The 13811-nt window shown below is 46.9% G+C and carries 14 protein-coding genes; 12 read left to right on the forward strand and 2 right to left on the reverse strand.

All coding sequences use genetic code 11. The features are described from left to right. Window positions 1-18 precede the first annotated feature (18 nt). The 8 genes from QUB39_RS26630 (at window position 19) to clpP (ending at window position 4723) form a co-directional block, all read left to right on the forward strand. Window positions 19-1431 (forward strand): adenylate/guanylate cyclase domain-containing protein, encoded by a 1413-nt coding sequence (locus QUB39_RS26630; protein ID WP_333057900.1) that lies wholly within the window; start codon window positions 19-21, stop codon window positions 1429-1431. Window positions 1432-1513: 82 nt separating this feature from the next. Further along, on the forward strand, window positions 1514-2734 hold the full coding sequence (locus QUB39_RS26635; protein ID WP_333057899.1) for a heparan-alpha-glucosaminide N-acetyltransferase domain-containing protein: 1221 nt from the start codon (window positions 1514-1516) through the stop codon (window positions 2732-2734). A 108-nt stretch (window positions 2735-2842) separates the two neighbouring features. Beyond that, window positions 2843-3217 carry a hypothetical protein gene (locus QUB39_RS26640; RefSeq protein ID WP_333057898.1) on the forward strand — a complete coding sequence of 125 codons (375 nt, stop codon included), beginning with the start codon at window positions 2843-2845 and terminating at the stop codon, window positions 3215-3217. Window positions 3218-3235: 18 nt separating this feature from the next. Next, window positions 3236-3571: a hypothetical protein gene (locus QUB39_RS26645; protein ID WP_333057897.1), complete on the forward strand. Its 336-nt coding sequence runs from the start codon at window positions 3236-3238 to the stop codon at window positions 3569-3571. Window positions 3572-3616: 45 nt separating this feature from the next. After that, the gene (locus QUB39_RS26650) at window positions 3617-3826 is read left to right on the forward strand and encodes a hypothetical protein (RefSeq protein WP_333057896.1); all 210 of its coding nucleotides are present in this window, start codon (window positions 3617-3619) and stop codon (window positions 3824-3826) included. Next, window positions 3772-3903, forward strand: a complete 132-nt coding sequence (locus tag QUB39_RS26655) for a DUF433 domain-containing protein (protein WP_333212020.1) — start codon at window positions 3772-3774, stop codon at window positions 3901-3903. The genes QUB39_RS26650 and QUB39_RS26655 overlap by 55 nt, the downstream gene beginning before the upstream one ends. 9 nt (window positions 3904-3912) lie before the next feature. Continuing rightward, on the forward strand, window positions 3913-4053 hold the full coding sequence (locus QUB39_RS26660; protein ID WP_333212009.1) for a hypothetical protein: 141 nt from the start codon (window positions 3913-3915) through the stop codon (window positions 4051-4053). Window positions 4054-4114: 61 nt separating this feature from the next. After that, complete coding sequence (clpP, locus tag QUB39_RS26665) at window positions 4115-4723, forward strand: ATP-dependent Clp endopeptidase proteolytic subunit ClpP (protein WP_006635758.1); 609 nt, start codon at window positions 4115-4117, stop codon at window positions 4721-4723. A 296-nt stretch (window positions 4724-5019) separates the two neighbouring features. Here clpP and QUB39_RS26670 read toward each other — a convergent pair whose 3' ends face one another. Further along, window positions 5020-6024: a hypothetical protein gene (locus QUB39_RS26670; RefSeq protein ID WP_333057895.1), complete on the reverse strand. Its 1005-nt coding sequence runs from the start codon at window positions 6022-6024 to the stop codon at window positions 5020-5022. Between the two features lie 876 nt (window positions 6025-6900). Between QUB39_RS26670 and QUB39_RS26675 the strand changes: the two genes are divergently transcribed. Then, window positions 6901-9267, forward strand: coding sequence for a ribonuclease R family protein (locus QUB39_RS26675; protein WP_333057894.1), 2367 nt, complete (start codon window positions 6901-6903; stop codon window positions 9265-9267). 238 nt (window positions 9268-9505) lie between these two features. On the opposite strand, the gene QUB39_RS26680 is transcribed toward QUB39_RS26675, so the two are convergent. Continuing rightward, on the reverse strand, window positions 9506-11062 hold the full coding sequence (locus QUB39_RS26680; RefSeq protein ID WP_333057893.1) for a tetratricopeptide repeat protein: 1557 nt from the start codon (window positions 11060-11062) through the stop codon (window positions 9506-9508). A gap of 342 nt (window positions 11063-11404) precedes the next feature. Between QUB39_RS26680 and QUB39_RS26685 the strand changes: the two genes are divergently transcribed. From QUB39_RS26685 to QUB39_RS26695, 3 genes are all read left to right on the forward strand, one after another. Continuing rightward, window positions 11405-12037, forward strand: a complete 633-nt coding sequence (locus QUB39_RS26685; RefSeq protein ID WP_333057892.1) for a flavin prenyltransferase UbiX — start codon at window positions 11405-11407, stop codon at window positions 12035-12037. Between the two features lie 72 nt (window positions 12038-12109). Next, on the forward strand, window positions 12110-12994 hold the full coding sequence (locus tag QUB39_RS26690; protein ID WP_333212006.1) for a LapA family protein: 885 nt from the start codon (window positions 12110-12112) through the stop codon (window positions 12992-12994). Between the two features lie 22 nt (window positions 12995-13016). After that, window positions 13017-13568, forward strand: coding sequence for a shikimate kinase (locus tag QUB39_RS26695; RefSeq protein WP_333212004.1), 552 nt, complete (start codon window positions 13017-13019; stop codon window positions 13566-13568). Window positions 13569-13811: the final 243 nt, after the last annotated feature.

Below are 13811 nucleotides of genomic sequence, written 5' to 3' on the forward strand. Positions count from 1 at the left end.
TATATAGGAGAACGATATATGTCAGAAGCTAGTAAAAACCTGTTGGCTGCAGGCGATGACGAATTAATCGCGGCGGGCGACGATGAATTAATATTTGCCGAGGAAGACGAGGCGGAACAAAAACCGCTAGAAGAAAGTTGGAAAATATTAATTGTAGATGATGAAATAGAAATTCATAATATTACTAAACTAGCGTTAAATGATTTTATATTTGAAGGTAAAAGTATAACATTTATCAGCGCTTACTCAGGAAAAGAAGCTAAAGAAATCATCCAAAACAACTACGACATAGCATTGATTTTACTCGATGTAGTTATGGAAACAGAAGAAGCAGGCTTGGAAGTAGTTAAATACATCCGTGATATTTTAAATAATCAAGTAGTGCGAATTATTTTACGCACTGGGCAGCCCGGACAAGTGCCAGAAGATGTAGTAATTGTCAGCTACGATATCAATGATTACAAAACCAAAACAGAACTTACTAACAAAAAGTTATTTACCACAGTAGTCACCGCACTGAGAGCATTTAGGTCGCTCAATCAAATCGAGTCCAGCAAAAGCGAACTAGAAAAAATTGCAGCCGCATCAGCCCGTTTTGTACCCCGTGAATTTTTGAAGTTTCTCAAAAGAGAAAGCATTGTTGATGCCAGACTAGGAGACTCTGTACAAGCAGAAATGACGATTATGTTTGCCGACATTCGCTCATTTACAAGTCTGTCAGAAAGTATGTCTCCGCGAGAAAACTTTGAATTTCTTAACTCTTACTTAAGCCGAGTTGGCCCAGTTATCCGCGAGTACAACGGTTTTATAGATAAATATATTGGTGACGGGATTATGGCTTTGTTTCCTAACAGGGCTGAAGATGCTGTGCAAGCAGCAATTGAGATGCAGCATCAAGTAAAAATTTATAACAGACACAGGCAAAACAGTGGCTATCAACCTATTTCGATAGGGATTGGTTTGCATACGGGGACTTTAATGTTAGGTACGATTGGCGAAGCGGAACGAATGGAAAGTACGGTGATTTCTGATGCTGTTAATTTAGCTTCCCGCGTGGAAGGATTGACAAAGCTTTATGGAGTTGCTATTGTAGCTAGCGTCCAAACCCTTTGCCGGATAGACGATCCTCAACATTACAAGTGCCGGTTTCTCGATCGCGTTCAAGTAAAAGGAAAACAAACACCTGTTGCGGTATTTGAAATTTACGATGGCGACTCGGCGACAATGATCGAACTAAAAGCACAAACTCAAACTTATTTTGAACAGGGAATTTTTTTTCACTACCAGCAGCAATTCGCGCAAGCAAGGCAAATGTTTCTGCGCGTTTTACAAATCAACAAGTATGATAAGGCAGCATCTTTTTATGCAGAACGCTGCGATATGTTGATGAAGAATGCAGTCATTATGACTCTGGAAGGTATTGAAATTTAGTTAATGGGTAATGGGTACTTGAGAATTGTAATTAGTAGTTTTTCTTACTTCCCTCTTCCTTCTTCCTTCTCCCTTCTTCCCCATGCGCTTCAAATCCCTTGATGTTTTTCGCGGAATTGCGATCGCCTCGATGATTCTAGTCAACAACCCCGGTAGTTGGGAACAGGTGTATCCACCGCTAGAACACGCAGAATGGCACGGCTGCACCCCGACAGACTTAGTATTTCCGTTTTTCTTGTTCATCGTTGGCTGCGCGATGTCTTTCTCGCTGTCTAAATATCTTCAAAATTATCCAAAAACCGGAATAGAAACCTCAAAAATTACACAAACAAAGGAAAAATCAGAATCCGCAAAAAACCCTCTTCCTTCTTCCTCCTTCCTTCTCCCTTCTTCAAATATTTACTGGCGAATTGCGCGTCGCGCCGCGATTCTATTTATATTAGGATTGCTGCTAAATACATCTTCGATCGCCCTTGACGTACTTCTCAACAACGCCCCAGTGGAAAACTTCGATAAAATCCGCATCATGGGAGTATTGCAGCGCATCGGCTTAGCTTATTTCATCAGTGCGATCGCCATTCTCAACCTTTCCCCCCGCAATCAAAAACTGCTCGCTGTTGCCGTGCTTTTGGGCTATTGGGGTGCATTAACCGTATTTGCTGTAGGGGGGTACACTGCCGGCGAACTCACGCCAGAAGGAAATTTAGGAGGATATGTCGATCGGCTAATTCTCGGTAGCCAACACCTGTACAAAGGTGGCCCCTTCGATCCAGAAGGATTGTTGAGCACCTTACCCGCAAGCGTTACAGTCCTAATCGGCTACTTTACAGGAGAATGGCTGCGCGTGCAGCCATTCAAAACCCGCACCAGTATCAACTTAGCAATCGGCGGCCTCAGTTGCGTGGTAATTGGCCACTTGTGGGGATTTTTCTTTCCAATCAACAAACAACTTTGGACGAGTTCCTATGTAGTTTTTACTGCTGGTTGGGCCTTGCTATTGCTAGCCGCTTGCTACGAAACAATTGAAGTGCGAAATTGGAAATGGGGGAGGCCGTTTGAAATCATGGGATTGAATGCAATTTTCCTGTTTGTTGCTTCCGGTATTGTCGCCAGAATCCTGTTGAAAACTCATATCGGTACTGGTGCAAATGCTCCAACTACCTACACTTGGATTTATGAAAACTGGTTTGTGCCGTGGGCCGGGCCGCTGAATGGTTCCCTAGCATTTGCCGTGACAGCGGTATTATTTTGGTGGTTAATTTTGTATGGAATGTACCGCCGTCGTTGGGCGATTAAAATTTGAATTGTGGGTTGTTAAACAAGCGCGTTTGCTGGTAAGTTGTGAGCAAGTGGCTTGACAATCAAAAGCTGTTTGTAGTATAATTTATATATATTTTTTACGGTTTTTGACGTGGATATTCTAATTGAGTCAACAAGGGAATTTGAGAAAGATATTGCGCTGCTAAATGAAGATGAGAAAGCCGCAGTAATTCAAAAAATTAATTATTGTGCCAGCCTTTTTCCTACTCAAAAATCAAATGTGTATCGCAAGCTGCGTCGTCTCCCGCTATCGTCAGACCTGAATGGTTACGAGTCTTCGCTTTATACGCTACGAATTTCTCAAAAACTAAGAGTGGTTTTGGCGGTTGACGAAGACCCAATTTTTGGGCAAGCTATTTTTACTCTTTTTCGAGCAATTCAACACGACGAACTCGATCGAGCGTATAAGGGTGTAGCAGAGTCTTTGTATCAAGACCTACTTCAGCGCGATCGAGAAACTGCCTAGATATAATCAGCTTAAGTTATGGCGCAAAACCTTATTCTCTGTGATGAATATGGCATTATTTACGAAGCTATGAAAATTTTGCCAGATGACGAGCTAAAGATTAGTTTTCTGGAAGCTTTAGCAGAACTTGAAGACCAGGAATGTCACAGGACGAGACAATTTCCCAAAACGAGACTGCATAAAGTTAAGGGTGTGAAGCAGGCAGTTTATCGTGCTGATATTGATAAAGTCTCAGGCTGGCGCATCCACGTTCAGTACGTCAACGGACAGATTCATCTCAAGGATATTATTGAAGGGCAAAGACACGACAATGTAATTGAGGTGATTAAATCAAAGAAATCCCGCTACCAGTAATCCTAGCAAAGATATAATCTATAAAAATCCAGTGGGGATTTAGCGATGGAAACTAACAGATCGTTCGAGCAAAGTGATACCTGGAGTGAAGAAGATTGTCTTGATGTCACAACCTTTTCTTTGCAATTGGCAGCTACTATCGTTCATAGCGACCCCGAAATTTTAGGGGAAATCCTGTCTTTATCGCGACTCGCGTCCCGATCGAGACTCTACTTGATTATCTCGAAGCTGGTGATTCGGTCGATGAATTTTTAGACCATTTTCCTAGTGTCAGCGGCGATCGAGCGATGGAAGTTCTCCCAATGATACGATCGCCACATAACAACATTTAACGTTTATTGATGTCCGCTGCCTCAACATCGATCGCCTGCAGGATCGGATTTCCGATCGCACCCCCGCCACAACTTCCACAAATTAACGCCCCAACCCCCCCCAGCTTAAGGATTTTGCCGATTTCTCGATCCCACGCCACCGATCGCTAACTATAACTGAGCCCTAGTCGCTAAAATTAAAAAAAGATACGTAATAGGCAGGCAGGCGTCAATGATCCCAACAGTTATAGAACAATCCGGTCGCGGCGAACGCGCCTTTGACATTTACTCGCGACTCCTGCGCGATCGCATCGTCTTCTTGGGCCAACAGGTTGACTCAGACTTGGCTAACCTGATCGTTGCCCAATTGCTATTTTTAGACGCCGAAGACCCGGAGAAAGATATTTACCTCTATATCAACTCCCCAGGGGGTTCGGTAACAGCAGGTATGGGCATTTTTGACACGATGAACCACATCCGCCCCGACATTTGCACTATTTGTCTCGGTTTGGCCGCCAGCATGGGCGCTTTTCTGTTGAGTGCCGGCGCTAAAGGCAAGCGGATGAGTTTGCCTCACTCCCGGATTATGATCCACCAACCTCTAGGCGGAGCTCAAGGACAAGCAACCGATATTGAAATTCAGGCAAAAGAAATTTTGTACCACAAACGCCGCCTGAACGAACATCTTGCCAACCATACCGGTCAGCCGCTTTCCCGCATTGAAGAAGATACCGAACGGGATTTCTTCATGTCCGCTGAAGAAGCAAAGGACTACGGATTAGTCGATCAAGTGATCGATCGCCGTCCTTCCGCCAGCCGCCCGATCGCCGCTGTCGTCTAAATAAAAAGTTAAAAATCAAAAATGAGGAAATATTCTTCATTTTTGATTTTTAATTTTTTACGTTCAAAAGTAGCTCTTTAATGGATAAACGGGTGGCGAGAAACCGGGTTTTTTACCCTAATCTTTGGTTCTCAACCTTAATCTCTGTAAAAAACCCGGTTTCTTTAATCCGGGAGCAACGGGGGGCGAGAAACCGGGTTTTTTACCCTAATCTTTGGTTCTCAACCTTAATCTCTGTAAAAAACCCGGTTTCTTTAATCTAATAGCCTCCAGCGCCTTGTTTAGTTGCCGAATTCCTAGGGCAAAGATTCGAGATATTGCAGGAAGTCGAGCAATTCTACTTGATTTAAGAAATGGCGCGCTTCTTTGCCATAACCTTGTTTGAGATAATCTTTTCCTTGGTTGGCAGTCCAGCCCAGCCGCTGGATTTCCTCAGTGGTTCTGCTATAGATTTCTAGATATTCTAGGAAATCTACTAACTCTTCGCTAGAAAGCTCTCTCTGCGACGACTTGCCGTAATTGTGTTCCAGACACTGGGTTTCCTGTGGTTTTTTCCATCGCAGGCGTTTGAGGATGGCGTCTATTTGGGCGATCGTATCAGAATTATCCTCGATCGCATCGCTGGGAATTCCCACTGCGATCGGTTGCAACTCCCTGACTTCGGCCGCACCCTGTAGCAGTTCACTTTGGCTAGAAGTAGGCACATCCAGTTCCTGAAGTGGTTCGCCGTAGCTAGAAGAAAGCCAAGCGTCCGAGTCTAACTGCTTTGGTACAAATCCAGTAGCCTCCGCGCGATCGACCGTTGGCGGCAGCGGTGCCGGTACAGGTGCGATCGGCTCTTCATTTAATTTCGCTTCAGTCTTGACAAAATTGCTTTGATCTGTTTCCGGCAATTTGTCAGCAACAGGCATTTCTAGAACCGGAAGAGGAACACTTGTCGGCCCAACAGGAACCGGAACAGCAGGAGGAGGGGGAGGGGGAACAGCAGCAACCGGGGGAACAGCAGGAGGAGGGGGAGGGGGAACAGCAGCAACCGAAGCAACCGGAGCAACCGGAGCAACCGGAGGCGGCTCAACACTCGCGATCGCACGATCGGGCGCAGCAGATCCAAGAACAGCGATCGCTCGCAACCGGGCGCGGTCTTCAGCATCCTCAACAGACTCAGCAGCCGACATAGCCGTAGCCAGAGTTTTGCCGTCAACCTGAACCAGACAGCGAACAACAAACTTACCGTGATGAACAGTCAGCAACTCACAGATTAACTGTCCAGCGGGATAAAGGGCGCGAAATTCAGCAAACATAATTTTTTGACCCCGAAACCAGAGGGGGCTTATGACTTAAGTGTAGTACAGCCCTGAGAAAACAATTTTCTGAAAGCACCTATTCAACATACAATAAATCAAAGGTGAATCATCCGCGCAACCTTTCACGCCACTAAACCCCATCCCACATCCGGCAGTTTAAGCTAACAAGCACCGGGCGTCATTTCTACCTATAAGAGATGGCACAGCAACTAAGCAAAAGTAGTAAAAGTCTCCGGTTTGCGTACCTGCACTTTCTACAGCACAGATTGCTCCCGACCCGCTCGTTGCACCTCTGTCCGCAAGGGCCGATCGCGTGCAAAAAACAGGGGCATCGCAGCGGCGAGCTACTAGCAATTTTGCCTTGATCCGGTAAGTTCTTTGCTAAAGCAAGAGGCAAGAGGCACTTCAAAAGGAAGAAGGAACAACGCAGAAGGAAACAAGGCAGAAGGCAGAAATGCACATTTTCTCCCTCTCCATCCCTCCATCGGCTCATCCTCGACTCAAGCCGTTGCTTTCAGTATCGAGCCATCTTTTAAGAACCGACAGAGGCTTTCTAATTCGCCAAGTGCTCGGCGCTGCTGACCTAAAAGCAAACAAACCAACGCTAAAAAATTGTATTGGGGAATAGCGTGCGGGACAGTTGTCTGCACCGTCAGCAGTCAGTTCAAGACAGACAGCAGACAATTAGCACGAAGCCGGTGTCGGGAGAGAATCTCAAAAAAACCTCGCGATGAAACAAGGTGGCTGTGCTTGCGTCTCCACCTATCAACCCGCGTATTTGTTGGGAAGCAGGCACTGCGAGGGCCCGAGGGGGTGCGGCTGATTTCGCCAAAATTTAGACTAATTGCTGGAAACAAGAGGATCGATCGCTACATGGAATTTTCTATCGCTGCACTGCTGGCAAATTTTACAGAAGACAAATTAGTGGCTCCTAAAGCATTGGAGAAAAAACTCGACTGCAACGACGCCACCAGTCAACTCAAACTTCAAATCGCATTAGAAGCTCTAGAGAAAATTGGCATATTAGTCAAAGACAAAGGCCGCTATCGCCGAGTAGCTGAAGACGACGTAGTAGAAGCAAAACTGCGCTGTTCGAGCAAAGGATTTTGCTTTGCAATTCAAGACGCCGAAGGCTCAGAAGACGTTTACGTGCGGGAAAGTCACCTCTCGACAGCTTGGAACGGCGATCGAGTCTTAGTCAAAATCATCAAAGAAGGTAGCCGCCGCCGATCGCCCGAAGGCGAAGTCATGCTCATCCTCGAACGCGCCAACCCCTCGGTACTGGCGCGAGTCAAGCAAACCGCCACCCCCACAGGCCGCGTCAGCTACAGAGCAATCCCCCTGGACGATCGCCTGTTGTTTGAACTAGACTTGCTCGCAAATGGCACAAATCTCCAAGAGGCGATCGACCACCTAGTACACGTCGAAGTCAAACGCTACCCCCTCGGCACCCATCGCCCAGTCGGCAAAGTAGTACAGGTACTCGGTTCCGACGCCGAAGCCGCGGACGACCTCGACATCGTATGCTGCAAACACGACTTGCCGCGATCGTTCCCCGCCGCCGTCCTCAAAGCAGCCGAAAATTTGCCCAGCAAAGTCAAAAAAACCGACATCAAAAAACGCCTAGATTTGCGTAACATTCTGACTGTTAGCTTCAGCAAAAACGAACCGGGAACAACCAACAGCGAAAACCATGCCCCCCGAGTTGAGGAGGAAAATCTCTCCGAAGAAGGAGGCGAAAAGGAGTTTGATCCAACGTCATTCCTGTCCGATCCGCCAGTGGAACGCGCATTGTCGATCGAAACCCTGAAGCCCGGCCGCTGGCAAATAGGAATCCACATCAGCGACGCCGCCGAGTACGTGCAGCCAGAAACCCCGATCGACCGTGAAGCCCGCAAGCGAGGAACCGCCGCCCATCTGGGAGAAAAAATCATCGCCGTACTGCCAGAAACCCTCAACGAGCGCTGCTCCCTCCTGCCAGACAGCGAACGGCTGGCCTTCAGCATACTGCTCACCCTAGACGAATCAGGAGAACTCCTAGAATACGAGATTCAAGCCAGCGTCATTCAAATTGACTACCACCTCACCTACGAGCAAGCTCAAGCAATTCTCGAACCAGACGATGCCGAAGAGCACCCTTTATCCTCCACCCTCCGTCCTTTCCTAGATCAAATCGGGGCCGCCTCACAGGCAGCCAGACAGACAAGGCTCAAGCGAGGAGCTTTTGAACTAAATTTGCCCGATGCTAACTCTCACTTCGACGACGAAGGCGAATTAGGAGCTTTTGCAACAGCTCCCCCCGCCCAGTCGGCTGTCTCCGAGTTGGTGGTACTCGCCAACCAAGCTGTCGCCACCCACCTGCAAGCCTTGGGAGTCCCAGCAATTTACCGCGTCCAACCGATGCCAGACCCGGCAGACATTCAAGAGTTCATCAAACTCTCCAACAACCTCGGAGGCGAACTGTATCTCGAAACCGAAGAAGAAGTTTTGCCCTTGGACTTTCAGCGATTTACCCAGCAGTTTGCCGGCCTGAAGTCCGAAAGAGTTCTCACCTACCTGCTAGAAGACACCATGAAGCCCGCTGTTTACAGCACAACTCCCAAGCCGCACTTCGGTTTGGGGCTGTCAGAGGGTTACACGCGCTGCACTTCGCCGCTTTCCCGCTACGCCGATTTGCTGGTACTGCGGGTGTTGCAAGCGGTGTTCGAGCAAGGCCGCAGCAGCCGCACAACACGGGCTAAGGAAAAAGTTGACTTGCACCATTCCTCCTGTCACGGTCAAATTACTTGGAATGTTCTCCCCCCAGATTTGCACCACGAATTTGAGACGGAGTTTGCATCGGTAGTTGTACACCTAACCGAACGCGAAAGAGTTGCTGAGGATGCCGAAAGCGATTTGCAGGGATTGAAGAAAACGGGATTGATGAAAGAACGCACCGGCCAAACTTTCCAAGGTTTGATTACAGGCGTGCAGTCTTACGGTTTCTTTGTGGAAATTGAGGTGCGGCCGCCGGAGAGCGACATTTTGCGTGTTGAGGGATTGGTGCACGTTTCTTCGCTGAAGGATGACTGGTACGAATATCGATCGCGCCAGCAAACTCTGGTGGGCCGCAAAAACCGCAATCAGTACCGTTTGGGCGATCGGGTAGAAGTTCAAGTCAAGAGTGTTGATTACTACCGCCAGCAAATTGATTTAGTTGCAGTTGGCGGCGGCAGTCAAGCTTTTGATGATGATGAGTAGTTAGTTGATAGTTGATAGTTGATAGTTGATAGCTAACAGTAAAGGTAGGGTGCGTCGCCAGTTTCCAACTCTCGCCTGTTTCTAACAAACGTCTGCTGTTCAGAAACCGGGTTTCTTGATGAAACCCGGTTTCTGAAGTCCGCTTCAAGAAAAATCAGGCTTTTTTGCAAATATTGCGGTGCTAAAATTCGATACTTTCCCAAAAAATCAGGTTTCTGGACTCGAGTCAGTGAAGGATCTAGAGCATCTGTGAGGAGGTGGGGTGGAAGGCTTTCCCGCACACCAAGGCGCATATTTCTAGTCTCTCCGAACAAGACCAGCTTTTGGCTAAGTCTTTTTGATACCAAACATTTTCTAGCACTTCTTTGATAGATTTGCTGCGGAGGTTGTTAAATCCTTGCCCATATTTTTCAAACAGAGCGATCGCCTGGGTCCTATAAGTGTCGCTGTAATGAGCGTATTTGGTCTGAGCTGTATAGCAGCAGGGCCACAGTTCAGCGTCAAAACTAACGTAAATTTCAGCTTTCTTTTGCGACTGGCAGTTAATTTCAATGCCCTGAAAATAATTTTCTAATCCTCCATATTCTTGGACGGCTTTGCGAAAGTTGGGGATTTCTGGATTTTGATACTGGGGTAAGGAAGCCGGCTTGAGTTCTACGGAGCTTTCTTTGTTCGCTTTAGCAGCTTTAGCCGGAGCAATTTCTTGAGCGAGTTGGAGTTTAACGGCTTGCTGAAAAGCTTCATTTGCTTCTTCTATTTTACCTAATTGTGTCCAGATTTTGGCTAAATTTCGATACACTCCTGAAAAATTTGGTCTAATTTCAAGCGCTTTTTGATAGTGATAAATTGCGGACTCCCATTGTTTTTGAGAAGCATAAACGCTGCCCATATTTGCATAAACTTCGGCAAATTCTGGCTGAATTTCTAGGGCAGTTTTATAGGAGTTCATCGCTTCCTCCAGACAGTCTGTGAGCTGTAGCAGATTGCCTAATGTTTTGTGAGCGACGGCAAAGTTTGACTGAATTTCAAGTGCTTTTTGACAAGCTAAAAATGCTTGTTCTAAATTTTTTTCCGCTAAATAATCTTCAGCTTGTCGGTGAAAATTGAGAGCTGCTTTTTCTAGGGTGATGGGGGTAGAACGATCGCGCTTTTCCTGCGTCTGGGAGTCCACCTCTGCGATCGCCTCCTCCTTTTCTCCGACTTCATCAACCTCTGACAGCGCAAAGCGAGACGTTGCTTTAGCTTGAAATTTAATAAACCCCAGTCTACGGGCCAAAGCGCGAGCTTCTTCGACTTGGTGTTGATTGTGTTCAAAGACTAAATATTGCCACTCTGCTTGGCCACCGGCGCCAATAAAGGCCTCGACGGATTCCATAATCCGGTTCCAGTTTGTATTGCGACGGTAGAGGTGGTTGGTATCCGCTAATCCATCGATGGCAAAAATAACGCGATCTTCTGGTTGATTCAAAATTTTGGCCAATTGTCGCCACCAATCAGGGCTGCGTCCGCTACCATTGGTGTACATCCAAAGGTAATTGACTCCCATTTTGTGAAAATACTTTAGCGCCGGGAGAGTGGTATTACTCACCATCGCATCCCCAAAGTTGCCGCACAGGTAAATCCAAGACAACTGAGAGCAGAATTCTTTAGGGAAGATTCTCTTAATATCTGCTATTGTCAATTCTGTCATTGGCAAAATAGGGTTCCCCGTGCGCGGACACTGAGGACAACCGGCATTACATCGGGAGGTAATGTCTAATTGCACTATTTCGATATCTTCGTATCTTAAGAACATTGTCTGCCTCCCCTGATGTTAATAAAGTAAAGTTAGTAGTTCTATTGTGACACAGAGTTGGTCGTGGCTATCAGGATGTAAGATGGAGCTGGGATCTGGAACTCTGGCGATCGCAGTTAGCCTTTGTTTTTGTTAACGAAGAATAGGGTAATGATAATCCTGGCGATCGCAGTCGCATACTTTATTGTAGTATCCGGGGGTGTTGCAGGTGGCTATAGGTTTCGCCTTTTATTGTTATTAAGAGCGATCGCCACGCAATCATTGAATTGATTGATGAGTGTTGTGGCTGTTATTAGCACCTATCGCGCTATAATTAGTGAGCTTATTTCACAATAATTACCAATGACTAATTCTGTTTCAGTCCCCGCCCAACCTCTAATTGTAGGAGTTACTGGAGCATCGGGACTGATTTACGCGGTGCGAACTTTGAAATATTTGTTGGAAGCCGATCGCGCGATCGAACTGGTCGCTTCCAAGTCTACTTACATGGTTTGGCAAAGCGAACAGAACACTCGAATGCCCGCAGAACCCACGCTTCAAGAGGAATTCTGGCGGGAACAAGCAGGAGTAGCCACAATGGGTAAACTTCGGTGCCATCCCTGGCAAGATGTCGGTGCTAATATTGCTAGTGGCTCCTTTCGCACCCAAGGGATGATGATTATTCCCTGTAGCATGAGTACGCTGGGCAAGTTGGCGGCTGGCTTGAGCTCGGATTTGCTCGAAAGAGCGGCCGACGTTCAGCTCAAGGAAGGGCGAAAATTGGTACTCGTGCCTCGCGAAACGCCTTTTAGCTTGATTCACCTGCGGAATTTGACTACCTTGGCGGAAGCTGGAGCTAGAATTGTACCAGCGATTCCTGCTTGGTATCACAATCCGCAAACTATTGAAGATTTGGTAGACTTTGTGGTGGCTCGCGCTTTAGACCAGTTGGGGATTGATTGCGTTCCTCTCAAACGCTGGAAGGAAGAGGAGTAATAATTAGTCATTAGTCATTAGTCATTAGTTATTAGTTATTAGTGATTTACAAATTACAAATTAAAATTTGATATGCGTCCTGTTTTTTTGCTAGTAATTGTGGTAGGGCTAACTATTTTTGCCCTGCAAAATGTGGAGCCGGCATTATCGCTGGTATTTTTGGGAGTTCGATCGCCTGCTTTGCCTTTATCTATCTGGATTTTGCTGAGCATGGCGGTGGGATCTGTCACATCTTTATTGATTTCGGGTTTGCTCGCTTTTTCAAATTACCTATCTCCAACGGGAGACCGCAGCGGCAGATCCAGTCGCAGCGGTCCCGATACTTTCCCAGAGGACAGCAGAACACCTTACACGCCGCCTCCCCCTCCTAGAAAACAGGGAATTGACCCGGATCTGAATAGGGAAAATAGCCAAACTCAAGCTCCTGGTTCCTACCGAACTGAGTACGGCACGTCGGCGGGTTACAGTGCCCGGACTTTCCAGCAAGAAACTCCGAACCCGGATGGGGCGAAGGATTATGCTCAACCGGGGAGTTATGCAGCGGCAGACGATGAGGATGATTGGGTCTCAGATGGCTCAAAATCGCGTTCTCAAGGGGGCGATGATGATTGGGGGGACGATCGCGATTTTCCCGATCGACCGCAGGTAAATGATGTTCCAGCGACAAATCCGAGGGCTTACGAAGCTCAGCAGGAACCGAAAAGCAAGTCTTGGGCTGGCTCAGTATACTCTTACGGCTATCGAGATCCAAACCAGTCTGGGGTGGGGCAAACAGAGTCTGTATACGATGCGGAGTATCGAGTGCTGATTCCTCTGGAAGGGCAGATTCCTAAACCCGCTGATGAAACACCAATAAATCCTATGGCAGAAGCAGATGAGGATTGGGGATTGGATGAGGGTGATGAGTTTGATGACGATGATGGCCTCAGTGGCAGATCGATTAACCTGAAAAAATAGAAAAATATCGGAGGATTTGGCAGTGGATGGGTTGAGGGGAGTAAATATCTATCTTGTCGGGATGATGGGTGCGGGAAAAACAACGGTGGGGCGGATTTTGGCAAAAAAATTAAAATACCGTTTTTTTGATACTGATGAACTAATTGTTCGAGTTGCTAATCAGTCAATTGCTGAGATTTTCGATCGAGAAGGGGAAGAGGCTTTTCGGGAACTAGAAAGTAAAGTGCTTGGGGAGTTGTCTGCGTATCAAAATTCGGTCGTGGCTACGGGCGGTGGCATTGTGACGCGATCGATGAATTGGGGTTACTTGCACTACGGTGTAGTGGTTTGGCTGGATGTGCCTGTAGATCAATTGTACGATCGACTGCGTTCGGACACCGCTCGACCCCTACTGCAGGAGGGCGAGCTCAAATCTAAGCTGCAAAGCCTTTTGAAAGAGCGAGAGCGTTTCTACACTCAAGCAGATGTCCGAGTCTATGCTGGTGTGGGTGAAAGGCCTGAAGCAGTGGCGACTAGGGCAATCGAGGAAATCCAAAAAGTTATCAAACCAGAAACCGGGCCCGAGCTCAATTGATACATTCCGAAACCGATTTTCTCAGAAAATAACAGGTTTCTGAGGACTTTTGATACCAGTTCAAAAAAATAATGCAACCCTACGCAAACTCTAAACCACAAGCTTCCTCTGTCATTCCCAAAATCTAAAATCTAAAATCTAAAATCTAAAATGGTATGATATCAAATCCGGTGTGCGATTCGTTTAACCTAAATGGGTAGGTTCTCCTATCCAGGGACGGTTAGCCTAACTCCTAGAAGTTAG

The sequence above is a fragment of the Microcoleus sp. AT8-B5 genome, assembly GCF_036705565.1.
GTDB lineage: Bacteria > Cyanobacteriota > Cyanobacteriia > Cyanobacteriales > Microcoleaceae > Microcoleus.